The organism is Sphingopyxis sp. EG6 (assembly GCF_003609815.1).
In the GTDB taxonomy this organism is placed as follows: Bacteria; Pseudomonadota; Alphaproteobacteria; order Sphingomonadales; family Sphingomonadaceae; genus Sphingopyxis.
This window is the reverse complement of record NZ_AP017603.1, coordinates 457,104-479,523: the sequence shown is the minus strand read 5'-3', so window position 1 is coordinate 479,523 and position 22,420 is coordinate 457,104. Positions and strand designations below refer to the sequence as shown.

At 66.6% G+C, this 22,420-nt stretch carries 23 protein-coding genes; 13 read left to right on the top strand and 10 right to left on the bottom strand.

The window, feature by feature from the left end; genetic code table 11:
- Window positions 1–56 precede the first annotated feature (56 nt).
- The 5 genes from SPYCW_RS02380 to SPYCW_RS02360 are packed head-to-tail and all read left to right on the top strand — an operon-like array spanning window position 57 to window position 4,972.
- Window positions 57–1,601 carry a lipopolysaccharide biosynthesis protein gene (locus SPYCW_RS02380; protein WP_120218045.1) on the top strand — a complete coding sequence of 515 codons (1,545 nt, stop codon included), beginning with the start codon at window positions 57–59 and terminating at the stop codon, window positions 1,599–1,601.
- Window positions 1,598–2,308: an HAD family hydrolase gene (locus tag SPYCW_RS02375; RefSeq protein ID WP_120215431.1), complete on the top strand. Its 711-nt coding sequence runs from the start codon at window positions 1,598–1,600 to the stop codon at window positions 2,306–2,308. Before SPYCW_RS02380 ends, SPYCW_RS02375 begins: the two co-directional genes overlap by 4 nt.
- Complete coding sequence (locus tag SPYCW_RS02370; RefSeq protein WP_120215430.1) at window positions 2,308–3,447, top strand: hypothetical protein; 1,140 nt, start codon at window positions 2,308–2,310, stop codon at window positions 3,445–3,447. Before SPYCW_RS02375 ends, SPYCW_RS02370 begins: the two co-directional genes overlap by 1 nt.
- Window positions 3,444–4,547 (top strand): CDP-alcohol phosphatidyltransferase family protein, encoded by a 1,104-nt coding sequence (locus SPYCW_RS02365; protein WP_120215429.1) that lies wholly within the window; start codon window positions 3,444–3,446, stop codon window positions 4,545–4,547. The genes SPYCW_RS02370 and SPYCW_RS02365 overlap by 4 nt, the downstream gene beginning before the upstream one ends.
- Entirely contained in the window at window positions 4,544–4,972 is a 429-nt protein-coding gene (locus tag SPYCW_RS02360) for an HIT family protein (RefSeq protein ID WP_120215428.1), read from the top strand. Before SPYCW_RS02365 ends, SPYCW_RS02360 begins: the two co-directional genes overlap by 4 nt.
- Here the strand turns inward: SPYCW_RS02360 and SPYCW_RS02355 are convergent.
- The 3 genes from SPYCW_RS02355 to SPYCW_RS02345 are packed head-to-tail and all read right to left on the bottom strand — an operon-like array spanning window position 4,960 to window position 7,456.
- Entirely contained in the window at window positions 4,960–5,724 is a 765-nt protein-coding gene (locus tag SPYCW_RS02355) for a phosphocholine cytidylyltransferase family protein (RefSeq protein ID WP_120215427.1), read from the bottom strand. The two genes, SPYCW_RS02360 and SPYCW_RS02355, sit on opposite strands and share 13 nt — an antisense overlap.
- Window positions 5,721–6,506, bottom strand: a complete 786-nt coding sequence (locus SPYCW_RS02350) for a nucleotidyltransferase family protein (RefSeq protein ID WP_120215426.1) — start codon at window positions 6,504–6,506, stop codon at window positions 5,721–5,723. The genes SPYCW_RS02355 and SPYCW_RS02350 overlap by 4 nt, the downstream gene beginning before the upstream one ends.
- On the bottom strand, window positions 6,503–7,456 hold the full coding sequence (locus SPYCW_RS02345; protein ID WP_120215425.1) for an alpha/beta hydrolase: 954 nt from the start codon (window positions 7,454–7,456) through the stop codon (window positions 6,503–6,505). Before SPYCW_RS02345 ends, SPYCW_RS02350 begins: the two co-directional genes overlap by 4 nt.
- 128 nt (window positions 7,457–7,584) lie before the next feature.
- On the opposite strand from SPYCW_RS02345, the gene SPYCW_RS02340 reads away from it, so the two are divergent.
- The 4 genes from SPYCW_RS02340 to SPYCW_RS02325 are packed head-to-tail and all read left to right on the top strand — an operon-like array spanning window position 7,585 to window position 11,438.
- A complete protein-coding gene (locus SPYCW_RS02340; protein ID WP_120215424.1) occupies window positions 7,585–8,415 on the top strand; it encodes a diacylglycerol/lipid kinase family protein in 831 nt (276 codons plus the stop codon).
- Window positions 8,412–9,260: a metallophosphoesterase family protein gene (locus SPYCW_RS02335; protein ID WP_120215423.1), complete on the top strand. Its 849-nt coding sequence runs from the start codon at window positions 8,412–8,414 to the stop codon at window positions 9,258–9,260. Before SPYCW_RS02340 ends, SPYCW_RS02335 begins: the two co-directional genes overlap by 4 nt.
- 52 nt (window positions 9,261–9,312) lie before the next feature.
- Window positions 9,313–10,401: a hypothetical protein gene (locus SPYCW_RS02330; protein ID WP_120215422.1), complete on the top strand. Its 1,089-nt coding sequence runs from the start codon at window positions 9,313–9,315 to the stop codon at window positions 10,399–10,401.
- Entirely contained in the window at window positions 10,398–11,438 is a 1,041-nt protein-coding gene (locus SPYCW_RS02325; protein ID WP_120215421.1) for a phosphotransferase family protein, read from the top strand. The genes SPYCW_RS02330 and SPYCW_RS02325 overlap by 4 nt, the downstream gene beginning before the upstream one ends.
- A 9-nt stretch (window positions 11,439–11,447) precedes the next feature.
- Here the strand turns inward: SPYCW_RS02325 and SPYCW_RS02320 are convergent, their stop codons facing one another.
- The 7 genes from SPYCW_RS02320 to SPYCW_RS02290 all read right to left on the bottom strand — a co-directional run bounded on the left by SPYCW_RS02320 (window position 11,448) and on the right by SPYCW_RS02290 (window position 18,827).
- Window positions 11,448–12,056: a PepSY domain-containing protein gene (locus SPYCW_RS02320; RefSeq protein WP_269461344.1), complete on the bottom strand. Its 609-nt coding sequence runs from the start codon at window positions 12,054–12,056 to the stop codon at window positions 11,448–11,450.
- A gap of 81 nt (window positions 12,057–12,137) precedes the next feature.
- A complete protein-coding gene (locus SPYCW_RS02315) occupies window positions 12,138–14,498 on the bottom strand; it encodes an autotransporter domain-containing protein (RefSeq protein ID WP_172595403.1) in 2,361 nt (786 codons plus the stop codon).
- Window positions 14,461–15,642, bottom strand: coding sequence for a hypothetical protein (locus tag SPYCW_RS02310; RefSeq protein WP_120215418.1), 1,182 nt, complete (start codon window positions 15,640–15,642; stop codon window positions 14,461–14,463). The genes SPYCW_RS02315 and SPYCW_RS02310 overlap by 38 nt, the downstream gene beginning before the upstream one ends.
- A gap of 198 nt (window positions 15,643–15,840) precedes the next feature.
- A complete protein-coding gene (gene rpsI / locus SPYCW_RS02305; RefSeq protein ID WP_120215417.1) occupies window positions 15,841–16,338 on the bottom strand; it encodes a 30S ribosomal protein S9 in 498 nt (165 codons plus the stop codon).
- Window positions 16,338–16,817 (bottom strand): 50S ribosomal protein L13, encoded by a 480-nt coding sequence (rplM, locus tag SPYCW_RS02300; RefSeq protein WP_120215416.1) that lies wholly within the window; start codon window positions 16,815–16,817, stop codon window positions 16,338–16,340. Before rplM ends, rpsI begins: the two co-directional genes overlap by 1 nt.
- A 166-nt stretch (window positions 16,818–16,983) precedes the next feature.
- Window positions 16,984–17,781 carry a hypothetical protein gene (locus tag SPYCW_RS02295; protein WP_120215415.1) on the bottom strand — a complete coding sequence of 266 codons (798 nt, stop codon included), beginning with the start codon at window positions 17,779–17,781 and terminating at the stop codon, window positions 16,984–16,986.
- A complete protein-coding gene (locus tag SPYCW_RS02290; RefSeq protein ID WP_120215414.1) occupies window positions 17,778–18,827 on the bottom strand; it encodes a COX15/CtaA family protein in 1,050 nt (349 codons plus the stop codon). The genes SPYCW_RS02295 and SPYCW_RS02290 overlap by 4 nt, the downstream gene beginning before the upstream one ends.
- A 104-nt stretch (window positions 18,828–18,931) precedes the next feature.
- Here SPYCW_RS02290 and SPYCW_RS02285 point away from each other — a divergent pair, with 104 nt between their 5' ends.
- From SPYCW_RS02285 to SPYCW_RS02270, 4 genes are all read left to right on the top strand, one after another.
- Window positions 18,932–19,924: a M48 family metallopeptidase gene (locus tag SPYCW_RS02285; RefSeq protein ID WP_120215413.1), complete on the top strand. Its 993-nt coding sequence runs from the start codon at window positions 18,932–18,934 to the stop codon at window positions 19,922–19,924.
- A 55-nt stretch (window positions 19,925–19,979) separates the two neighbouring features.
- Window positions 19,980–20,516 (top strand): peptide-methionine (S)-S-oxide reductase MsrA, encoded by a 537-nt coding sequence (gene msrA / locus SPYCW_RS02280; RefSeq protein WP_120215412.1) that lies wholly within the window; start codon window positions 19,980–19,982, stop codon window positions 20,514–20,516.
- Window positions 20,517–20,655: 139 nt separating this feature from the next.
- Window positions 20,656–21,201 carry a YfiR family protein gene (locus tag SPYCW_RS02275; protein WP_120215411.1) on the top strand — a complete coding sequence of 182 codons (546 nt, stop codon included), beginning with the start codon at window positions 20,656–20,658 and terminating at the stop codon, window positions 21,199–21,201.
- Window positions 21,198–22,415, top strand: coding sequence for a sensor domain-containing diguanylate cyclase (locus tag SPYCW_RS02270; RefSeq protein ID WP_120215410.1), 1,218 nt, complete (start codon window positions 21,198–21,200; stop codon window positions 22,413–22,415). The genes SPYCW_RS02275 and SPYCW_RS02270 overlap by 4 nt, the downstream gene beginning before the upstream one ends.
- Window positions 22,416–22,420 lie beyond the last annotated feature (5 nt).

Genomic DNA, 22,420 nt, shown 5'->3' with positions numbered 1-22,420 from the left:
CCAAATTGCGCGAAAGCCGCTGGCAGGCGGGCGGTCTAGGCGCTAGGGCGGCAGCGATGAGCGAAAGCGCCGCCCAACCCGCCGTCACCAGCCGCAGCGTCGCGCGCGGGCTGGGTACCACGGTGCTCGCGCGGCTGGGCGCAGTCGTCGAGATCGTCGCGCAGCCGCTGTATGTGCTGATGTTCGGGCTGGCCGGCTACGGCCTCTATGCGGTGCTGTGGGCGGCGATCAACCTGCTCGAGAATATCTTCGACATGGGCATGACGAGCGCGATGCAGCGCACCGTGCCGCAATCGGCGAGCAACGCCGAAGCAGCCGCCGCGCTGCGCACCGCAATGATTTTCGGCGTCGGCCCGTGCATCCTCGTCGCGGCAGTGATCGCCGCATTTGCTGCCGATCTTGGTCCGCTGCTCAATGTCGCCGCCAGCGATCGCGAGCTCGTCACGCCTGCGATCCGCGTTTTCGTGTGGGCATTGCCGCTATGGGCCTTTGTCGAGATTGCGACGTCGGCGCTGCGCGCGCGGATGGTGTTCGGCGCCGAAATCCGGCTGCGGATCGTTTGGGAACAGGTGCTGCGACTGGTGTTCGCCGGGCTGTTTTTTGCGGGCGGGCTCGGGCTGAAAGGATTATTCATCGCGCACCTCTGCTCGCTGGCGATCACAGCGATCCTGTGCGTGAGGCTGCTTTCCCGACATTATGACCTGAAGGAGTTCTGGCGCGGCCCCCGCGGCACCGAAACCGCGCGCAATACCTTTTGGGCCGGGCTGTCGATCCTGCCGTCGAACATCATCGCGCGCCTGTTCGGGGACGCCCCTGCACTGATACTGAACCTGTTGCTGCCGGGCGCGGCGGGCGCCGCGGCGGCGGGGCTGTTCACCATCGCGCGCAAGCTGTCGAGCGTCGTCCAGCTTGTTCGCATCGCCTTCGTCTATGTGATGGCGCCGCTCGCGGCCAGCGCCGAGCGCCGGGATCGGGCGCAAGTCGCTGATATTTACGCCTATGCGACCCGGCTGATCTCGGCGATCGCGCTGCCGCTCGCCGCCGTCCTCGCAGCGGGCAGCGCGTCGCTGCTCAGCCTGTTCGGCGCGCAAGCCCAGTCGGCACAGGCCGCACTGGTCATCCTGCTGTTCGCACGCGCCGCCGAAGCGGTGCTCGGCATTTCGTCGCCGGTGTTGCAGGTGGTCTCGGCCTTTCGCCACCAACTGACCGCGAGCATCTTTGGCGTCGGCGTCGCGATCGGCGCCGGGTCGCTGATCGTCGATCATATGGATGCGCTGACCGGGGTCACGCTCGCGACGTCGATCGGTCTGGTGGTGATGGCGGGCATTCCGACCCTGCAACTGGCCATGAACGAAAAGCTGCACCCGTTCGACCATCAGTTCCCGGTCGTTGCAGCGCGCGGCATGGCGCTGACCTTGGTCGCGGGCGCCGCGGCGCTGCTCGCCGACCGATTGCCCGATCCGGTTGCGCTGCCGCTGATCGTGATCATCGCGCTGGGATCGATATGGGCCGCGATCCGTTTCGCGCTACCCTATGCCGACCGCGCGTCGCTCGGCAAAGTGGGACGGAAGTTGCGGCTGATCGAGGATGAGACCCCATGACCGGCTCCCCCGCGCGCATCGCCATTTACGATCTTGACCGCACCGTGCTGCGCAAGCCGACCTTCACCCTGTTCCTCTTGTGGGCGGCGGCGCGCGAGGCGCCGTGGCGCCTGTTGCTGCTCCCGCTGCTCGCCGCGCTGATGATCGGTTACGCGCTGCGCCTTTACGGTCGCGACCGGTTCAAGCCCGCCGCCATCCACCTGATGCTCGGATCGCATCTGACCTCCGCGCGCGCGGCGCGGCTTGCTGCCCGTTTTGCCGCCTGGCGCGTGCCGCGCGATGTGCCGCCGGGTGCCCGAGCCTGCATCGCGCGCGACCGGGCCGAGGGCTACCGGCTGTTGATGGCGACCGCGGCACCCGAATTTTACGCGGGCGCGATCGCCGACGCGCTGGAGTTCGACGCGATCGTCGCCTCGCGCCACCAGCGCGACGCCGACGGCAACTGGCTGCCGCTGCTCGACGGACCCAATTGTTATGGCGCCGAAAAGGCGCGGCGAGTCGCCGAATGGATCGAAGCCCATGCGGCTGGCGCAACGCATATTCGCGCCTATTCCGACCATGTCAGCGACGCGCCGACCTTTGCCCTCGCGAACGAAGCGTGGCTGGTCGGGCGCGGCGAAAAATTTGTCCGGCGGGCGGCGCGGCACGGCTGGCAGGTAACTGACTTTGAAAGTGAGGCGGCGGGCACCGCTGCCGGGGTGCGGTAATGCGCGCCCTGTTCCTGTTCATCGGCGAACCGCACCAGATTTTCCACGCGCTGCCGATCGCCGCCGAAATGGCGGCGGCGGGCAGCGATGTCGAGGTCGCGGTCGCCAGCGCCGGACATCTGCCGGTGGTCGAACAGGTGATGGCGGCCTATCCCGGCTTTTCGCCCCGGATCAGGCTGCTCGGGCAGCGCGGGATCAGCCACTGGCTGCGCGCGCGCGCGATCATTCGCCATCCGCGCCTGCCAATCCTGTTCAGTGCGTTGCGCTTTTTGCGCCAGTTCGACGCGATCGTCGTACCCGAACGGACGACAACCGCGATTCGCCACTTCCTGCCGCGCCGCACCCGGCTGATCTTTACCCCGCACGGCGCGGGCGACCGCGCGATCATGCTCGACCCGCGCGACCGCCATTTCGATTTTGTGCTGGTCGCGGGCGAAAAGAGCGAACAGCGCCTGCTCGATGCCGGAACGATCCGACCGGGCCATTACGCACTCAACGGTTATGTGAAGCTCGACCTGATGACGCGTCTGGACAAGACGCGCGCGCGGCTGTTCGACAATGATCGCCCGACCGTCCTCTATGCGCCGCATTTCCACCGCGGGCTGTCGTCGTGGGACCGGTTCGGGCGCGACATAATCGACTGGTTCGCGGCGCAGAACCGGTATAACCTGGTCGTTGCGCCGCACATCCGCCTGTTTGCCGAGGCCAGCGATGGCGATCGCGCGGCGATCAAGACGCTGGCTATTCCGGGCAAGATTCTGATCGATCTCGATTCCGACCGGCTGTTCGACATGAGCTACACCAGCGGCTCCGACCTCTATCTGGGCGATGTCAGCAGCCAGGTTTACGAATTTCTGGCGACCCCGCGCCCATGCCTATTCCTCAACGCCCATGACGCCCAATGGGTCGGTGATCCCGACTATCTGTTCTGGACGCTGGGCGATGTCATCGACGATCTGGCAGACCTTCCCAAGGCGCTCGATCAGGCGGGCGCGCGTCATTCGCGCTATATCGACGCGCAACGCGAGCGGCTGGCGGAATCGATCGGCGGCGATCCGGCGGGCGCGGCCCAGCGCGGGGCCGAGGCGATTGCGCGCTTCCTTGCAAAGGATGCTGCACAGGATAAGAGCGGCGGATGAGCGAACCAACGACCCCGCCCGCGCTGGTACTGATCGGCGACAATCCGACCCTGCTGTGGGGAATGACCAACGCCGAACGGCTGCGCCGGATGGCGCGCGCCGAAGGCTTGCCGGACACGCCGCCTGCGTCGGGGGCGCGGCTGTACGTCAACCTCGACTATGTGTTCGACCCGGTGTGGCTGCGACATATCGTGACGCTGCCCGGCACCGTCGTGATGGATGGCGACGCGCTGGTGATGGCGCATCTGACCGGCGGCCTCGGCCCCGATGACATCGCGGCGCATCGGGATGCGCTCACGATCATCGATTACCGCGACAATCCGCAAATCTACAACCGCCAGCTGCGCAAGCTCGATACGCCGTTCATCCAGCGGCTGACCCCCGAAACGCGGCGCGAAATCGAGCGCAAAAGCTATTTCGGAGCCTATAAGGGCGTCACCGACGCGCTGACCAAATATCTCTGGCCCGAACTCGCGCTGTGGCTGACGCGGATTGCCGCCAGCATCGGCATGACCCCCAACATGGTCACCGCGATCGGCGCGGCGCTGTGCGTCTATGCGACCTATCTCTTCGCTCACGGTCATTACTGGACCGGCATGCTCGCTGCCTTCGTCTTCATGGTGCTTGACACCGTCGACGGAAAGCTGGCGCGCTGCACGATTACCTCGTCGAAATGGGGCAATGTCGCCGACCATGGCGTCGACCTGGTCCACCCGCCCTTCTGGTGGTATTTCTGGGGTGTGGGGCTTGGCGCCTGGGGGCTGGCGCTGTCGACACAGACCTTCCTGTTCGTGATGATCGCCGTGCTCGCTGGCTATGTGCTCCAGCGCGTGATCGAGGGGATGTTCATCAAGGATTTCGGGATGGACGTCCATGTCTGGCGCCGGTTCGACAGCCAGTTTCGCCTGATCACCGCGCGGCGCAACCCGAATATCGCGATCCTGTTCTTCGCCACGCTTGCCGGGCGCCCCGACATCGGGCTGATCGCCGTCGCCTGGTGGACGGTCATCTCGCTGATCGTTCATGCTGTGCAACTGGCGCAGGCCTATGCCCAGCGGCGCGCGGGGCGCCCGATTGTCAGCTGGATGGAGGAAGCATGAACGACACCATCGCGAAATTCGGCCACCCCGCGACGCTGATCGCCGAATATGACCATTGGGTCGTATTGCTGCGCCCCGCCCAACCGACCCTCGGCGCGCTGGTGCTCGCCGCGAAGTCGGATGCGACGGCGTTCGGCGATTTGCCTGCGGCGGCGCATGCCGAGCTCAAGATCGCGACGTCGGCGATCGAGGCAGCACTGGGCCAGGCGGTCGGCTATACCCGGATCAATTATCTGATGCTGATGATGGTCGATCCGCACGTCCATTTCCACGTCCTGCCGCGCTATGACGGCGAACGGATGGGCGCGGGCCTTGCGGTCACCGATACCGGTTGGCCAGGGCCGCCCGATCTGGCGCAGGCGGTCAAGCTGGGCGATGCACAGATCGCGGCGCTCACCGGCTGGCTCAAACCCTATTTCGCGTAGCGGCCTTCCGCGGCCCATTTCGCGGTAAGCGCATCGGCGGCTTCGACGTCCTGCGGGAAGTCGACTTCCTGCCAGTCCAGCCCCTCGATCGACACGGTGCCGACGCGGTTGCCCTTGGCGATCACGTCGATCGCGCGCAGATACCAGCGCTCGACCCCTTCGGGGGTGCGCATCATCTGGTCGATCTGGCTGCGGAAAATTGACGGCCCGTCGCCGACGAATGCCAGCATGCCGATCGATTCGGCATTGGTATCGGGGGGCAGCAGCCGCTTGCCGATATGGTGTAGGCGGCCGTCCGCGTCGCGGTTCACCTTCATATCGTCGTCGTCATAGTCGGCCTTGACGTCGACCGTGACGGTGATCGGCTCGTGCGCGCCCGCGATAAGTTTGGCGACGATCTCGTCCGAAATGATGGTGTCGCCGTTGAGGATGATGAAATCGCGGTCCATCTCCTCGCGTGCGATCCAGCAGGTGCCAAGGTTGTCGGCGACCTGAAAGAAGGGGTTGAACAGCGTGCGGATGCGCACCCCGGTGTCGCGGTACAGCTGCAGCGCATGATCCTCGACACGCTCGGTACGAAAGCCCGTGACGACGACGATGTCCTTGATGCCGTTGGCGGCAAGCGCCGCGACCTGCCAGCCGATCAGCGTGCGGCCATTGAGGTCGATCAGGCATTTGGGAATGTCGCGGGTCAGCGGCAACAGGCGCGAGCCCTGCCCAGCCGACAGGATGATGGCTTTTTCGATGGTCATAGGATTGGCCCTATAGCGGCTTGGTTCCTTGCGGCAAATATCCGCTCGATCAGCCCAATGTCCGATGGCTTGTCGGCGTCGATGCACGCCTCGGCCTCGGACATCGGCACGACTTTGGCCTTGAGCCCGAAGCGGGGTCCGGCGCGCGCGACCCCCTGCTGGATGGTGAACAGCCGCAGCAGCGCGCCGATCAGCAACCACGGGCCAAACGCCGCGACGATCTTGAGCCCCTTTTTGCGGTCGCGTTCGATCCGTCCCCAGAAATCGAGCAGCGGTAGCACCCGGCGCCCGCGCAGGTAGAACATGTTCGCCCCCGACCACCAGCCGCCGCGGAATTTCAGCCAGGTGCGTTTCGATTCCGGATAGCGCGCGAAGAGCACGTCGCGCTCGACCATCGCCACCGCAACGTCGCTTTGCGTGGCCCCGCGCAGGAATTCGGCGATCATCGTCGGCGTCAGCAACACATTGTCGGCGGTCGTCACCAGCAGCGGTTCTTCACCGGCGGGGAGCGCCGCGGCGAGCGAGCTGCTGATCCCCTGCCCCGAGTCCGCAAAATGCAGGTCGGCGAACCCTGCCAGCCCCGGCGCCGCCGCCAGCTCGGCGCTGTTCTGCGCCAGGATCGTGATCGGCCCGACCAGCGGAGACGCGCGCAGCGCGCGCACGACATGGACCAGCATCGCGTCGCCCGCGATCGGCAACAATGCCTTGGTCGATACACCGCTCCCCGTCAGCAGCGGGTCGGGACCGGGACGGCTGCCCGCAAGGACGATCGCCGGGATCATTGCGCGAGCGGCGCCGGAGCGATGCGCCGCGCCGTGGCGCCGCGCAGGAAATCGGTCATTTCGGGCAGGATCGGCCCCTTGTACGCCAGCGGTTTGGTGAGCGCCATGACGAGGTCGTTGTGGCTGAGCCCGTCATATTCGCGCAGCGTCGCCGAACCGCCAACCTTGTGCATCGCGGCAGCCAGTCGCTGGCTGTTGCGTACGCGCACCACCGTGTCGGCGGTGCCATGGCCGAGCCACAGCGGCGGCGCATCGGTGCGCACGAAACGGATCGGCTGCGTCCGTTCGATGGGGCGAATGTCGCCCATCGCCACATCGGCCCGGCCACCCTTTTCGAAGGGCGCAAAATCATAGGGGCCGGCAAGCGCCGCGACGCCGCGGATCACCGACGTATCGCTGCCCGCCGCGCGCAGCCATTGCGGGTCGAGCGCCAGCATCACGGCATTATAGGCGCCCGCCGAATGGCCCGCCAGTGCGATGCGATCGGGATCGCCGCCATAATTGCCGATATGCGCGTCGGTCCACGCCACCGCGGCGGCGCCGTCGTGCAGGAAGTCGGGCCAATGCCCCTCGGGGACGATGCGGTAATCGGGGATGACAACGACAAAGCCCCGTTTGGCAAAGGCGCGACCGGCAAAACCATAGTCATCGCGCGCGCCACTGTACCAGCCGCCGCCGTAAAGCCAGACGAGCACCGGCAGCCTGTCGGTCTTCTTGGTCCCCGTCGGCACCCAGATGTTGAGCTTGTTGCGCGCGCCTGCGCCATAGGGCTGCCCCGCGACCTGCAACGTCGCGCCGCCACCGTCGCCCAGCAACCGGTCACCGAGGTTGAGCGACTTTGCCCCGCCCGCGACGATCACCCGCGCCGCGCCGCCGAACATCAGCACCAGCAGCACGGCCACCAACAGATATTTGATCAATCGCCGTCCTTTGGAAATCGGTGCTGCCATCGTCACGCCCTATCGCGCGGCGAAGCGGGGAACAAGCGGCGGACGTACCGCGCATCTGTGATCAGGGAGGCGCCGGGAGGACGAAATTCAGTGGCCACCTTTTTCGTCCTCATGCGTAGGACAGCGCGATGACCAGTCCCTTCACTCGCCCCGCCCTGATCTGCAACACCCAAAGCGGCAGCCATGACGAGGCTGTCCGCGACCAGATCGCCGAACTGTGCCGCACGCATGGCGCGCCGCTGGTGGCGACCTTTGCGTTGCCCGAAGACGAGATTCCGGACGCCACCGAGTTGCAGCTGCAACGCATCGACCTGCTCATCGTGTGGACCGGCGACGGCACGATCAACGCCGCGGCAACCCGGGCCGCGGGTTGGGGCGGCACGATCGTGCCGCTCCCCGGCGGGACGCTCAACTTGCTGTCGAAGGCGCTGCACGGTGACCGGCCAGCGACCGAGATCGTCGCCGACGCCCTCGACGGCAAATTGCGGCGCTGCCCGATCCCTACCATCGAATCCGACGGCGGCACCGCGTTCATCACCATCGTCGCCGGACCCGCGACGCGCTGGGCCGAGGTGCGGGAGACGATGCGGCAGGACGGGTTGATCGAGGCGAGCCGCGCGGCGCCCGACGCACTCGACGAGATGATGAATGCGCCGGGCGTGCGGATCGGCGCCGATGGCAAGGCCTATCCCGCCGTCATCCTGACCCCGACCACCGCGGGGATCCGCGCCGATGGCATATTGACCGATGGCACCGGCGACGTGCTGCGCCACGGCCTCGCATGGCTGGGCGGCGACTTTCGCGAGGGGCCGAGCGAACCGATCGCAACCTGCGATACGATCGTGCTGGAAAGCGACAAGCCGATCAGTCTGGAGTTTGACGGCGAGCTGAATGAGGTAGCATCCCCCGCAATCTTCCGCCTTGGCACCAGCGCGGTCGATTTCATCGCCACGGCATGACGCGACTGTTCCATATCAGCGACCTGCATTTCGGGCTGGAGGACCGCGCCGCGCTCGACTGGTTCCGCGAATGCGTGCGCCGCGAACAGCCCGATGCGGTGCTGATCACCGGCGACCTCACGATGCGCGCGCGGAGCCATGAATTTGCCGCCGCATGCGACTGGATCGAGGCGCTTGATGTGCCGGTGACGGTTGAGGTCGGCAACCATGACCTGCCCTATTTCAATCCGCTCGCGCGCTTCTTCTGGCCCTATCGCCGGATCCGGCGGATCGAGCGACTGGTCGAGCGCGAGCTGAACCTCGCTAGGGTCGCCGTCGTGCCGCTCAAAACCACCGCGCGCGCGCAGTGGCGGCTCGACTGGTCGAAAGGCTGGGTGACGCGCGATGCGCTCGCCAAGACGCTGGCGGCGATCGACGCACTGCCGGGCGGCACCATCGCGCTGGTCACCGCGCATCATCCCCTCGTCGAAGCCGGGACGAAAGGCCGCGCGCTCACCCGCGGCGGCGCGCGCGCGCTCGAAGCACTCGCAGCGCGCGGCGTCGCGGCGGTGCTGACCGGCCATGTCCATGACGCATTCGATCTGGTTACCCCGACCGCCGCGGGACCAATCCGCATGATCGGCGCGGGGACCCTGTCGCAACGTATCCGGTCGACCCCGCCCAGCTTCAACGAGCTCCGCATCCGGGATGGCGAAGTCGCGGTTCGGGTCCGCAACAGCGCCGCGGTGCCGACCCCCGACATGCTCATCGACGCCATCCCGCCCGACGCCCTCCCCCCGCGCGAACCCGGCGAGCCGGTGGCGCCGATCCACGCCGTACCCCCGGTCGATCCACCGGTGCATTGACGCCGCGCCGCATCGCGTTAGGTTGCAAGAAAAAACGGGATGAGGAAAAGCGATGCTGACCAAGGGCGACGATTTCCCGCTGCACCAGAGCGCCGAGCCGATCGCATTCGCGGGTACCGACCGCAATTTTTACGACCGCTACTTCTTCAACGGCTACGCCCCCGACGGCTCGGTCTTTTTTTCCGCCGCGATGGGATTTTATCCGCAGCTCGGCATCGTCGATGCGGCGTTCTGTGTGCTGATCGGCGGGGTGCAGCATAATCTGCGGGCCAGCCGTCGCTCGGGTGGCGAGCGGCTTGACCTGGCGGTCGGGCCGATCGCGATCACCATCGACGCACCGCTGGAGCGGCTGACGCTGACCGTGGCCGCGAACGACGGCCCGCTCGCGGGCGAGCTGCATTTCACCGCGCGCCATTTCCCGATTCTGGAACCGCGCTTCACCCGCCGCAACGGCACCCGCCTGTTCATGGACTATACCCGCATGACCCAGAACGGCCATTGGTCGGGGTGGCTGGCGGTCGATGGACAGCGGATCGAGGTCGGCGCGGATTGGGCCGGAACCCGCGACCGCAGCTGGGGCATCCGCCCGGTCGGCGCCGCCGAACCGCAACCGCCGCCGCAGGGCAATTTCCACCAATTCTTCTGGCTGTGGACGCCGTGCAATTTCGCCGACCGCTCGCTCTTCTTCCACAGCAATGACGATGGCGAAGGTGCACCATGGAACCGCCGCGCAGTGCTGGTGGGCGGAAACGGCGGGGAGCGCCATTTCGCCGATCCGGCCTTCGCCGCCGAATGGCAGCGGGGTACGCGGCGACTGACCAAGTTGACCGCCGATTTCGACCGCAGCACGCGCCTAACGCTCACCCCCGACGGCCCTTTGTTCGCGATGAGCGGGCTTGGGTACACCCATCCTATTTGGGGTCATGGCTTCGACCATGGCGACCTCGAAGTGGCGCACGACAGCCTGTCCGCAGCCGAACGCGCATGGGGCAATCCGCTGGCGATGCACGTCCAGGCGCTGGTTCGCGCCGAACTCGTCGATGGCGACGCGGCGCATCATGGCGTCGGCGTGCTCGAACAATTGTTCGTCGGCCCGCACGCGCCCACCGGCCTGACCGGGTTGATGGACCCCGCTGCATGAGCTTTCCGACCTCGCCCGAGGCGATGACTGCCGAATGGCTCGGGGTCGTGCTGGGGCAGCCGGGTAAACTCAAGGCATTTGCCGCGGCCAAGGTCGGCACCGGGCAGATGTGCGACAGCTATCGCCTGACGCTCGACTGGCAGGGCGACACCGACGCGCCCCCAACCGTCATCGCCAAATGCCCCAGCCACGACGCGGCGAGCCGCAATATCGCCAAGCTCACCGGCACCTATGTCAAGGAAGTCAGCTGGTACCGCGAGCTGGCCGCGGCAAGCGGCGTCCCCGCGCCGTATTGCCACCACCATGCCATCGCCGATGAAGAAGTCGATTTCATCCTGATCCTGTCCGACCTCGCCCCGGCGCGGCAGGGCGACCAGCTGGCTGGGCTGGGGCTTGCCGGGCTCGTGCCGTGCATTTCGGCGGCGGCCAGCCTTCATGCCCATCTGTGGGACGATCCGCAGCTGGCGCAAATGCCCTGGCTCGCGCGCGATAATGGCGATCTGGTCCGCGCGCTGTTTCCGCAGCTCTATCTGGGATTTCGCGAGCGTTATGCGGCTCGCCTCGCGCCGGAAATCCTCGACGTCGGTGCGGGCATCGTGGCGAAACTAGACTCCTATTTGTCGCGCGAACCCGCGGCGCGAACGCTCGTCCATGGCGACCTGCGCATCGACAACATCCTGTTCGCCCCCGACGGTAATGCCTGCTGGCTGGTCGACTGGCAGACGCTGGGTCGCGGCAGCGGGGCGACCGACCTTGCCTATCTGGTCGGCACCAGCATCGCCGACCCGTTCGAGCGCGCCGCCGCCGACCGCCCTGCCTTTGACCATTGGATCGCGGCGCTGCGCGGACACGGCATCGATCCCGACCCTGCGGCGCTGTGGGACGATTACCGGGTCGGGGCGCTTAGCGGATATTTCATGGCCGTCTTTGCCTCGATGAACGTCGAGCGCACCGATCGCGGCGACGAAATGTTCGCGGTGATGGCCGAACGCCCGGCGCGTCAGGCACTGGCGCTGGGGAGCCTTGAACTGCTGTAGACGGCGACTTCAGGAAATCAGCGCGATGCCGATAAAGGCCGCCAATCCGGCTGCAGAGGCCAGAATTGCGGGGCGCTTCATGGCACGGACGCGCCACGCCATCAACAGACCCGACACCACAAGAAACAGCAACCCCAGCGCCAGCACCACCGCATAGATTTTGAACGCGATGCCGCCCTTCGCCTTGTGCATCTGGACCAGCCAGCGGTGCCAGCTGGTATCCTTCACGGTCAGCTTCGCGGTCAGGGCTTCGTCGGTGGGGTCAAGCAGCACGTCGCGGCGCGTACCCGTCCACTCCAGCTGAAAGGCATCGCCCATCGACTTCACCGATGCGGCGCCGGACGGCAGGTCGATCTGGCGGCGCTTCAGTTCGGCGGCGGCCACGGCCTGCAACGCATCCTTGTCTTTGGTCAGGGGCGCGGCGAGCGCCACATCATATTCGGCCGACGCATAGTCGCCCTTGATCCCCCAGGTGTACAGCGCACCCGTCGCCAGAAAGAGCAGAATGGCGGGAAACAGAAATGCCGCGGTCAGCATATGCCACCGGATCAGCGTTGCATGGGTCATGAGGGGCTTTCGATAGGAGGAAGCTACACATCGCCATGTCCGTCGCGCGATGTCAACGCCGTGACCCGGCGCCCTGACGAAAAAGGGCGGCCCGTTTCCGGACCGCCCTTCCCCCTTTTGGTCAGGGTTCGATCAGAAGTGGAAGGTCACCGAACCGCGATAGCTCTGGTTCGACACGTCCTTGCGTCCGATCGTCGTGTCGGCGCCGATCGACAGGTCGACATTGCCCGTCTTGAACGTGACCCCGCCGCCGACTTCGAACCAGTCCTTGTCGGTCCCGGCGAGGCCGAAGATCGCATTCGGTCCGGGGCCACCGACGAAGGTCGCACCGAACGATGCCGGGGCGTCTTCGAATTCATGGACATAGTCGGCGCTGAGGTGCGGCTGGAAGCTGCTGCCGCGCTTGCCCGACAGCGCGAGGCCGAGCCGTGCCTGCAGGCTGTTGAAGCTCGACCGGTCGAGCTGTAGCGCGGGCCCGCCGCCATTTTCCTTGATGTCGGAAAAGCCGATATGGCTCGCCCGCAGCGCAGCCCGCGGCCCGAATTCGACCGAACCCAGGTCAAAATTCTTGGCCAGGCTGACTTCGCCGGTGAAGACCAGCGCGCTGTCTTCGCCAGTCAGCGTATAGGGCGTGCCAACCAGATCGGCGACCCGCGTCGTACGCGAATCGAACGCACCGGCGCTAACCTGCGTCGCGAGTTCGAGCCCGCCGCCCAGCATCGCCTTGCCGTAAAGCGTACCCTGGTACAGGCTACCGCTGGCCTTTTGGCCCGCAATCGGGGTGGTGCCGTCGACGTCGGTGTAGCTGAGTGCGAAGCCGATCACGCTACCTTCATCAAGCGCCTTTTCGATGCCGCCCGCCAGGTAGAAGCCGTCGAACTGGTCGCGGCCCCCGCCCGGCAGCGCGCTCGCCATCGGGCGGCTGTCGCCGTCGAGATAGCCGCCAGCCAGGAAGGCGCTGGTGTCGTCGGGCAAGCGGCCCTGCTGCACCGTCACCGCATCGCTGTCCGACCGCACCGCCATCGTGTCGGCGCCGACCGCGGTCATGTTGAGCTGCGCGAGTTGCACCGGACGGCCGATCATCGACAGGGTACCGCCCATGTCGCCGTCGTCGAGCTGGAGCAGGCGATCGCGAGTGAAGCGCGACATATTGTCGACCGCCACCGTCGCGAGCGAACCGCGCAGCGTTTCGGTGCGCGGTGCCCAGCTTTCGAGTGTCGCGCGGATCGTCGCGGCGTTCTGGAGGTCGAGCGGACCATAGACGCTGGCAAGCCCGGCGGTGCCGCGCGACTGGTCGAGCAGCTGAGCATAGGCGCCCTGCACAGCGGTGGCGGCGACGACGTCGCGGTAGAGACCGGCCTGGATTTCGACCGACACGCTGTTCGGACCATAGGTCAGACGCGGGGTCAGGATCGCCGACAGCGCATTGGCCGAACTGAAGGTGCCGGTCACCCCGCCCGCGGCGGTCAGGAAGGTGTAGCGATTGCCTGCCGTGACCTGCGTCCCCGCCACCGGCGAGAAGCTCACCGCGCCGCCCAGCGTCGCCGATCCGGCCGACGTGCCGTTCGCGACGACCGCGAGCACGTCCGACGTGCCGTTGGGGCCGAAGTTGATGAACAGGTTGCTGCCCGAGGACAGCACCAGATTGCCGCCCACGGTCAACGTGCCGATCGTCGTCGGAGTGCCCGGTGCGATCTGGCCGAGGACGCTGGTCAGGAAGGGCGCGTTGATCCGGCCCGACCCCATCAGGCCGCCACCGAACAGGCTATAGTCACCGACCGAGCTCAGCGTCCCGTTGACCGTCACCATCCCCGCGAGCTGGTTGACGTTGATCAGCGACGACAGCGATGCGCCCGAGTCGATCTGCAACGCCGCGCCCGCGGTGCCGATCGTCAGCCGGTCGATCGTGATGTTCGCGCCCGACAGCGTCGTGAGCCCGGTCGCGCTGAGCGTCACATCGAAATAGCGCGGCGGCGTCCCCGTGGTGCGGACCGGTTCGACATTGTTCGGAACAAAGTTGGTGGCGCCGGGCAGACCATTGGCGAGCGTCGCGGCGGGTAGCGGGGTCGCCGCTGCCTGTGCCTCCGGCTGCGCACCGGGCATCAACGCGTCGCGCGAGGCGGTCGCGCCGCCCGTAATGTCGGCGATCGAGGCCGAACCGGCGTTGTCGCCCGAGGTACCGATCGGCCGGTTTTCGACGACCTCAACCCCGGTGCGGGTGTCGAGGCAATCGCTGACCCCGCCGCTCTGGAAACAGATTTGGCCGAAATCGCCGCTGGTGCCGGTCTTCTGTTCGCCGGTCAGCGCCGGGATGTCGTTGATGAGCTGCCCGCCCGATTCGATCATGTACGACGGGTCGATCGTCGATACCCAATGATTGGGGTCGGTCCACGACCCGTTACCCGCCTTCGCCGACACATAGTGATAGGGATTGTTCGCCGCGATCCAGTCCCAATTAGAGATAGAGCGGCTGGTAAAAGGACACCGTGCCATAACCATTGGCCGGCTGTCCGGTGAAGAAGCGGGTATAGCCGCCCGACAGAACCCCGATGACGACCTGGCGTGCAAAGGCGTTCTGCAGGATCAGCGGGCCACCCGAATCGCCCTGCGACGTGATACCTTCCAGCGAGGCACCGTTCGGATTGGTGCGCGCGTTGTCGCGGAACGCGTTGAAATCGAAGGGGCTGGCACCGGTCATCCCGCGCCGCGGATCATCGAAGTCGAGGAAATAGAGATTCTGGGTCAGACCGTTCGGCGCGCCGCCGAACAGAAAGCCTTCGAAGGTCTGCAAGTCGGTCAGTGCGCCGAGGATATTTTCGGCCGCACGGCGGCGGAAGTCGCCGCCCGAGGCGCCGCTGGTGCCGGTGCCATTGTTGCCATAACCGACGATACCGACGTCATAGCCGGTCCCCGAAGCACCGATGGTGCCGGTGTTGGTAAGCGGCGAGAACAGCAGCGCCCATGTCGGGATATTCGCCGCCGGGGTATCGAGCGAAGCGACCGCGACGTCACCGTAAAGGAAGCTGCGCGCCGCGGGTTCGAGCGACAGCGGGTTATAGGCCAGCCAGTTCGAATTGTAGAACGCCTGCGCGGTATTGGTCTGATATTTGCCGGCACCACCGGCGCCGCCGAGCAGCCAGCGCACCAGTTCGTCGGTCTGCCCCGCGGCGTTCGCGCGCGTGTTGGTTTCAAAGCCGAAGCCGATCGCGGTGCCGCCCGAATTCGCACCATAAGCCGTCGCGGCGCGGGTGTTCACGCAATGCGCCGCCAGCAGCACGGTGCGCGGATTGATCAGCGTGCCGGTGCACAGGCCGACAAAGCCGCCGCCATTGTCGATGATCATCTGGCCGACGCCGGTGATGTTCACCGGGTCACGCGCCGTCGTCGGGGTCCCGGGATTGGCGATCAGGATTTCGGGTTCGGGGGTGATCTGTTGGATCGTCGGCCCAGGGGTTACCGGGACCAGATTGGCCTGCGGTTCGGGTATCGTGACCGTGATATGGCCTTCGCCGCCAGTCGGCGCGACGCTCGCATCAGCCTCGGCGAGCGCAGGTGCCGCCTGCAACAGGCCCGCGACGCAGACCGACGTGAGCAACGCTCCGCGGCGCATGCGCCGCGAATCAAAACAAAAATTCATAAACTACCCCCAAAGTATAAGTGTACACCTCCTCCGGGTCAGAGAGTCGGCGCATAGGGGTAGCTTAGCTGCGCGCGGCCAATAGACAATGGCCTATTTACCGTCGCTTAACTCTGTTCATCGCGTTGCCGCCCGAACGAGAAAGGGCGGCCCGTTGCCGGACCGCCCTTCCTTTCTCCACCCGTCGGCGGAGGAAACTTAGCGCTTCGAGAACTGGAAGCTGCGGCGGGCCTTCGCCTTGCCATACTTCTTACGCTCGACCGCGCGGCTGTCGCGGGTCAGGAAGCCGGCCGCCTTGACCGGGCTGCGCAGCGCCGGTTCGAAACGGGTCAGCGCCTGCGCGATGCCGTGCAGCACGGCGCCCGCCTGGCCCGAAAGGCCGCCGCCCTTGACGGTCGCGACAATGTCATAGCTGCCAACGCGATCGGTCAGGCCGAACGGCTGGTTGATGACGAGGCGCAGCGTCGGACGTGCGAAATACACTTCCTGATCGCGGCCGTTGATCGTGATCTTGCCCGTGCCGGGCTTCAGCCACACGCGGGCGACGGCGTCCTTGCGGCGGCCGGTCGCATAAGCGCGGCCCTGCTTGTCGACGATCTTTTCACGAAGCGGAGCGGCCGGAGCGGCCGGGGTCGCGGTGCCTTCGACGGCGCCGGCGAGATCCTTGAGATCGGTCATGGTCTGTTCGTCAGCCATTATGCACCCACCTTGTTCTTGCGGTTCATCGACGCAACGTCGATCACTTCGGGGTTCTGCCCGTCATGCGGATGTTCGCTGCCGGCGAAGATACGCAGGTTGCGCATCTGCTGGCGGCCGAGCGGGCCGCGCGGGATCATACGTTCGACGGCCTTTTCGAGCACGCGCTCGGGGAAACGGCCTTCGAGGATCTTCGCGGGGCTGGTTTCCTTGATGCCGCCGGCATAGCCGGTGTGCTTGTAGTACCGCTTGTCCTGCAGCTTGTTGCCGGTGAACGCCACCTTTTCGGCGTTGATGACGATGACATTGTCACCGCAATCGACGTGCGGGGTGAACGACGGCTTGTGCTTGCCGCGCAGGATGTTGGCGATGATCGAGGCAACGCGGCCCACGACGAGACCTTCGGCGTCGATCAGCACCCATTTCTTTTCGACCGTGGCGGCATTCGCCGAAACGGTCGTCTTGGTCAGCGCCTTCATGGCACGCTCCTTGACAGATATGGACCGGAGCAACAGCGCCCCGAAACAGTTGCGCCGCGTGTCCAGGGCGGACGCAGCGGCGCTTCGGAGCGGGCCAATGGCTGTATGCAGCTAAAAAGTCAAGCAGGGAGCGGCTTTGCTGACAGGTATCATGATACCTTGCGATTCACGAGGCAGGCTCGACCGCCCTCACCCGTTCCTCGACCAGCGTCCGTGCCGCGCCGTCCGGTTCGACGATCCAGCTCTGGCGACGTTCCTCCATCACCAATCCCGTGGCGGTATCGACGGTCCACAACTGGTCGATGTGCAACGGCGCCCCACCCGTGCCGCCGACGACGGCGGTGTCGGCGGTCGCGATCGTCCGCAGCGTTCCGCCATGCCGCGTCGAGATGCTTGCACCCTCGGTCGTTGCGGCGGTGGTGATCGCATCATTGGCCGCCGCAACAAGAGCGCGCGCGTCGGCGGTCGCCAGCCGGTCGCGTTCGGCCGCGGGAAGTGCCGCGATCAACTGCGCCAGCCGCCTGGCCTCGGCGCGGTCACCCTCGGCTGCCGCAGCCTCGACCCGCGCGGTCGCGCGGTCCCACAGGCCGTCGGGATCGACCAGTTCGACGCGGCTGCCGTCAGGCGCTACCAGATAGGCCAGTTCTTCACCGACCAGCGGCTGAAGCATCAAGGTCAGCGCGCGCGTGACCGCGGGCGGCGCATCGGAATCGATGCGTTGCAGCACCGATCGCAACTGATAGCCGCGCCCCATTCGTTGCCATTGCAAAGCATAGACCAGCGAAAAACTGATCAACGAGCCGTCGCGCCCGATGCGACGCGTGGTCACGCGATAGGTCATCGGGCGATCGACGGGCGGGGCAAATTGGAACGCCGGGGCGGCCGCGACCGACACACCGGCCGGCGGGGGCACGGGCTGAGCGACCAGCAGCAGCGCGCTGCCCAGGCCGGCGAGCAAGCTCATGCCGCCGCGCGGCCCTGCCGGTGCAAGGCGGCGGCGGCGATGGCGACGAGGATCGCCCCGACCACCTGATGCGCGACCGCAACCCACATCGACACCCCCGATATGACGGTCCAGATGCCGAGCAGCATCTGCACCGCGACGACCGCGACCAGCAGCCGCGCCTCGCGCCCCGCGCCGCGCTGCGCCAGATTGCGTGCAAGCAGCAGCAGGGCCAGCGCCGCGATCCATGACCACCAGCGATGCAGGAAATGGATCAGAAACGGATCATTGGTGAGCGCGAGCCAAGCTCCGCCCGCCCAATCGATCCCCTCCGGCACGAGATGGTCGTTCATCAGCGGCCAGGTGTTGGCGACGAAGCCGGCGTTCAGTCCGGCGACCCATGCGCCGAGCAGCAGCTGGACGAACAGGATCGCGATCACCGCGATGCCGCCGCCGGTCAGCCGCGCGGGCCGTGCCGACGGATCGCGTGCCAACGCATCGAGATCGCGCGCCGTCCAGACGAGGCCTGCGAGCAACAACAATGCGGTCAGCAAATGCGCGGCGAGCCGGAAATGGCTGACGTCGGTACGATATTCGAGCCCCGATGCGACCATCCACCAGCCGAGCGCGCCCTGCAGCCCGACGAGCGATGTCAGCGCAAGCAGGCGCCCGGCATAACCCGCCGGGATCGCGCGGCGCCATGCGTACCAGGCCAGCGGCAGGATCATCGCCATGCCGACGACGCGGCCCAGAATGCGGTGCAGCCATTCCCAGAAAAAGATCGCCTTGAACCCGGCCAGCGACATGCCGCGGTTGATTTCCTTATATTCCGGGATCTGCTTGTATTTCTCGAATTCCTTGACCCAATCGGCCTCGTTCAGCGGCGGCAGCACGCCCGATACCGGCCGCCATTCGGTGATCGACAGCCCCGATTCGGTGAGGCGCGTAATTCCGCCGACACCGACCACGATAACCACCAGCAACGCGACCGCCCACAGCCAGCGCGCGAGCGCGGCGGGGCGGGGTTGGCGAGCGGCGGGCGAAGACAGGGAGGCGGCGTTCGTCATCGCCCCGCCCTATCGGCGCTTGTCGGGCGATAGGCAAGAGGTGGGCAGCGGCGTGGACGGGGAAATTCATGGCCGCGACAGGCGCGCGTTGATAAGCGGGGCCGATGCCGCATCGTGCCTCCGCCCTTGTCGTCGCCCTGTCGCTGCTCGCCGCCGTGCCCGCGGGTGCCGCAGCGCCCGCCGATCCGTCGCCCTATGCGGCGCTGGCCGCGAACGAGGCGCGCGTCGCGGCGATCGGTTTTCGGCTGACTACTGCCAATGCCGCCTGGTGCCCGGTGCAGCAGCCGCAGTTCGGTTGGATCTGGGGCGATCCGCGGCTCTATGATGCGGATCGGCGGGCCGAGGCGCTTGCGGTCTATGACGCAGCCGAACGCGACGCGCCCTTTGTCGCGGCGATCGCGCCCTCGTCGCCTGCGGCCGCCGTGGGCCTGCGCGTCGGCGCGGCGGTCACCGGGATACAGGGCAGCGCGGTCCCCGATGGCGCCGACGCGCATCCCTTTGCGCGGATCACCGCGATCGAAACATGGCTCGCGGCGCTGCCGCCCACCGCACCGCTCGCACTCGACGCGGGAAATGCGGGGCCGCTGACGCTGACCCCCGTTGCGGGATGTGTCAGCGATTTCCGCGTTGAGGCGAGCGAAAAGGCGGGCGCCGTCGCCAACGGCCGGATGGTGCTGGTCAACCAGGGGCTGGCGCAATTTGCCGCCGATGATGACGAGCTCGCCGCGGCGATCGCGCACGAGCTGGCGCATAACATCCTCCGCCACCGCGCCCGACTCGACGCCGCCGGGGTCGATCGCGGGCTCGGCAAACAGTTTGGCCGCAGCGCCCGGCTGTTCAAGCAGACCGAGATCGAGGCCGACCGGCTGTCGGTGTGGCTGCTCGCCGGGGCCGGATATGATCCGGCAGCGGCAGCGCGGTTCTGGACGCGCTTCGGCCAGCGCAAGGGGCGCCCGCTGATCCAGGCGGGCACGCATCCGCCTTGGCGCGACCGCGTCGCGTCGCTTGAGGCCGAGGCCGCGCTGATCGCCGCGGCGCGGGCGGCAGGCCAGCCGCTGCGCCCGCCGTTGATCGACGCACCGCCGCCCTTGGAATAGCCGCCGCCGCTCCCTATCTGGGCAACTCTCCCTCCCCCGACCAAGGACCGATCCGATGACGCATGAGACCGCCATTTTTGCCGGAGGCTGCTTTTGGTGTACTGAAGCCGTGTTCCAGTCGCTCGCCGGGGTCGAGACGGTCGAAAGCGGCTATATCGGCGGGCATGTCGCGAACCCGACCTACAAGCAGGTGTGCGGCGGCGATACGGGCCATGCCGAGGCGATCCGCATCACCTTTGACCCCGCGGTCATTAGCTATGACGATCTGCTCGACGTCCATTTCGCGACGCATGATCCGACGACGCTGAACCGCCAGGGCAATGATGTCGGCACGCAGTATCGCAGCGCATTGTTCCCGCTCGACGCCGCGCAGGGCGACGCGGCGCGCGCGGGCATCGAACGCGCCGCAGCCGATTGGCCCTCACCAATCGTTACCACCATCGAGCCTGCCGCCGACTGGTATCCGGCCGAGGATTATCATCAGTCCTATTGGGACGGCGAAGGCCAGCGCAATCCCTATTGCATGGCGGTCATTCCTCCCAAGCTCGCGAAATTGCGCAAGGGGTTTGCCGACCGGCTCAGGTCTGAATAACGGGCGGACACCCTGCCAACCGACTGTTGCCAAATGGCCGCATGACGTCACTTTTCATTGACTTTCCAATCCTTTTGACTAGCGGACGCCCCCGCGCTGGGGCAGACTGGAGTCGAGCGCAGTTGGGGGTCGCTGCAAGGTGTTGGCATCGCTGTTTCTGATTGGCGCGTCGCTGACGACGCCACAGATGTCGGTTCAGGCCGCAAGCCAGACGATTGTCGAGGACAGCGACCGCGGCATGAGCCGGGCGGTCAACCGCATGGTCGGCGGCATCGTCAGCTATGCGCGCTGGCCTGACGGAACGGCGGACACTCCGCGCGTGATGTGCGTGATCGGAACCCCGCGGCTGACCAATCGCATGGCGCCCGACGTGCCTGGCACCGGGTCGGTCACGGTACGCCGGTTGAGCGCCGGGACCGTGGCGGGCCGGACGGATTGCGACATCTTGTTCCTGGGCCGCATGGCGATCGCCGATCGACGGCAATTGATCGCCTGGGTCCGGGGCCGCCCGATCCTGACCATCACCGACGACGATGCCGCGTGCATTTATGGCGCGATGTTCTGCCTGAGCAATCGCACGGCGAGCCTCAGCTTTTCGGTCAATCTTGACGCGATCGGGCGCGGGCCGCTGCGCATCGACCCGCGGGTGCTGAGCATCGGACGCAGCGCCGGAGGCCCGCCATGACGGGCCAGACCCCCGAACGGATCGGCGCCCGCACGACGCTGCAAAAGCTGTTGTCGCGCTTCCATTTCGGCATCACCCTGTTCGCGGTCGCGCTGTCGGGGCTGACCATCCTGCTTGCCGGGGTGTCGGCGCTGCGCGGCTATGCCGATCGCAACATGGAACTGGCGGCGCAGCTTGGTGCCTATGGTGTTGAACCCGCGCTGGTGTTCAACGACCCGCAGGCGGCGCGCGAAGGGCTCGAGCCGCTGACCCGCATACCCGGAATCGCCCGGCTGCGCGTGCTGAACGATCGCGGCGAGCCGCTCACCCAATGGTCGTCGCCGATGGCCGACCCGGCGCCGCTGCTGACCCGGATGTTTTTCCCGCGCCCCTTTGCGGTGCCCATCGAGCGCAACGGATCGGCGATCGGAACGATCGAGGTCTGGGGCGATAGCTCCACCTTGATCGACTATGTCCGCATCGGGCTGCTTGCCGGTCTCGGCTGTTTGCTGATTACCGCCTTGGGGACAATCTTTCTGGCGCGGCGGTTCGAATATGAGCTGGTCAAGCCACTCAACGAAATTGCGACGGTCGCGCACGATGTCCGGCTGCACCGCCGGTTCGACAAGCGCGTCAAACCGCTGGGCATTGCCGAACTCGACCGGCTGGGCGGCGATATCAACAATTTGCTCGACGAACTTCAGGGCTGGCAGGGGCATATGGAAAACGAGCACGCCATGCTCGCCCACCGCGCCTCGCACGACACGCTGACCGCCATGCCGAACCGCCACGCCTTTGACGAACAGCTGGCGCAGCGCATCGCATCGGCCGATGCGCGCGGCGACCGCTTTGCGTTGCTGTTCATCGACGCCGACAATTTCAAGGCGGCGAACGACAGCTTTGGCCATGCCGCGGGCGACGCGGTGCTGGTCGCGCTGTCGGCATGCATCAAGGATACGCTGCGCAAGGGCGATTTCGCGGCGCGCATCGGCGGCGACGAGTTCATCGTCATCGTCGACCCGCTCGACGCCGACACCGTCCCCGCCGACCTCGCCAACAGCATTCGGGCCTGCGTCGCCCAGCCCGTCACGCTGCCCGGCGGCGAGAGCTACCATGTGTCGGTCAGCGTCGGCGTCGCCGTTTACCCCGACGGCGGGCGCGACGCGACCGCGCTGCTCACCACCGCCGATGCCGCCATGTATGCCGACAAATTGCGCAACCGTTCCCGTGTATGACCATC

Excerpts from the sequence above, each read along its gene's own strand:
- SPYCW_RS02380 (WP_120218045.1), top strand. The coding sequence starts at position 57 with ATGAGCGAAAGCGCCGCCCAACCCGCCGTCACCAGCCGCAGCGTCGCG.
- SPYCW_RS02375 (WP_120215431.1), top strand. The coding sequence starts at position 1,598 with ATGACCGGCTCCCCCGCGCGCATCGCCATTTACGATCTTGACCGCACC.
- SPYCW_RS02370 (WP_120215430.1), top strand. The coding sequence starts at position 2,308 with ATGCGCGCCCTGTTCCTGTTCATCGGCGAACCGCACCAGATTTTCCAC.
- SPYCW_RS02365 (WP_120215429.1), top strand. The coding sequence starts at position 3,444 with ATGAGCGAACCAACGACCCCGCCCGCGCTGGTACTGATCGGCGACAAT.
- SPYCW_RS02360 (WP_120215428.1), top strand. The coding sequence starts at position 4,544 with ATGAACGACACCATCGCGAAATTCGGCCACCCCGCGACGCTGATCGCC.
- SPYCW_RS02355 (WP_120215427.1), bottom strand. The coding sequence starts at position 5,724 with ATGACCATCGAAAAAGCCATCATCCTGTCGGCTGGGCAGGGCTCGCGC.
- SPYCW_RS02350 (WP_120215426.1), bottom strand. The coding sequence starts at position 6,506 with ATGATCCCGGCGATCGTCCTTGCGGGCAGCCGTCCCGGTCCCGACCCG.
- SPYCW_RS02345 (WP_120215425.1), bottom strand. The coding sequence starts at position 7,456 with ATGGCAGCACCGATTTCCAAAGGACGGCGATTGATCAAATATCTGTTG.
- SPYCW_RS02340 (WP_120215424.1), top strand. The coding sequence starts at position 7,585 with ATGACCAGTCCCTTCACTCGCCCCGCCCTGATCTGCAACACCCAAAGC.
- SPYCW_RS02335 (WP_120215423.1), top strand. The coding sequence starts at position 8,412 with ATGACGCGACTGTTCCATATCAGCGACCTGCATTTCGGGCTGGAGGAC.
- SPYCW_RS02330 (WP_120215422.1), top strand. The coding sequence starts at position 9,313 with ATGCTGACCAAGGGCGACGATTTCCCGCTGCACCAGAGCGCCGAGCCG.
- SPYCW_RS02325 (WP_120215421.1), top strand. The coding sequence starts at position 10,398 with ATGAGCTTTCCGACCTCGCCCGAGGCGATGACTGCCGAATGGCTCGGG.
- SPYCW_RS02315 (WP_172595403.1), bottom strand. The coding sequence starts at position 14,498 with ATGGCACGGTGTCCTTTTACCAGCCGCTCTATCTCTAATTGGGACTGG.
- SPYCW_RS02310 (WP_120215418.1), bottom strand. The coding sequence starts at position 15,642 with ATGAATTTTTGTTTTGATTCGCGGCGCATGCGCCGCGGAGCGTTGCTC.
- rpsI (WP_120215417.1), bottom strand. The coding sequence starts at position 16,338 with ATGGCTGACGAACAGACCATGACCGATCTCAAGGATCTCGCCGGCGCC.
- rplM (WP_120215416.1), bottom strand. The coding sequence starts at position 16,817 with ATGAAGGCGCTGACCAAGACGACCGTTTCGGCGAATGCCGCCACGGTC.
- SPYCW_RS02295 (WP_120215415.1), bottom strand. The coding sequence starts at position 17,781 with ATGAGCTTGCTCGCCGGCCTGGGCAGCGCGCTGCTGCTGGTCGCTCAG.
- SPYCW_RS02290 (WP_120215414.1), bottom strand. The coding sequence starts at position 18,827 with ATGACGAACGCCGCCTCCCTGTCTTCGCCCGCCGCTCGCCAACCCCGC.
- SPYCW_RS02285 (WP_120215413.1), top strand. The coding sequence starts at position 18,932 with ATGCCGCATCGTGCCTCCGCCCTTGTCGTCGCCCTGTCGCTGCTCGCC.
- msrA (WP_120215412.1), top strand. The coding sequence starts at position 19,980 with ATGACGCATGAGACCGCCATTTTTGCCGGAGGCTGCTTTTGGTGTACT.
- SPYCW_RS02270 (WP_120215410.1), top strand. The coding sequence starts at position 21,198 with ATGACGGGCCAGACCCCCGAACGGATCGGCGCCCGCACGACGCTGCAA.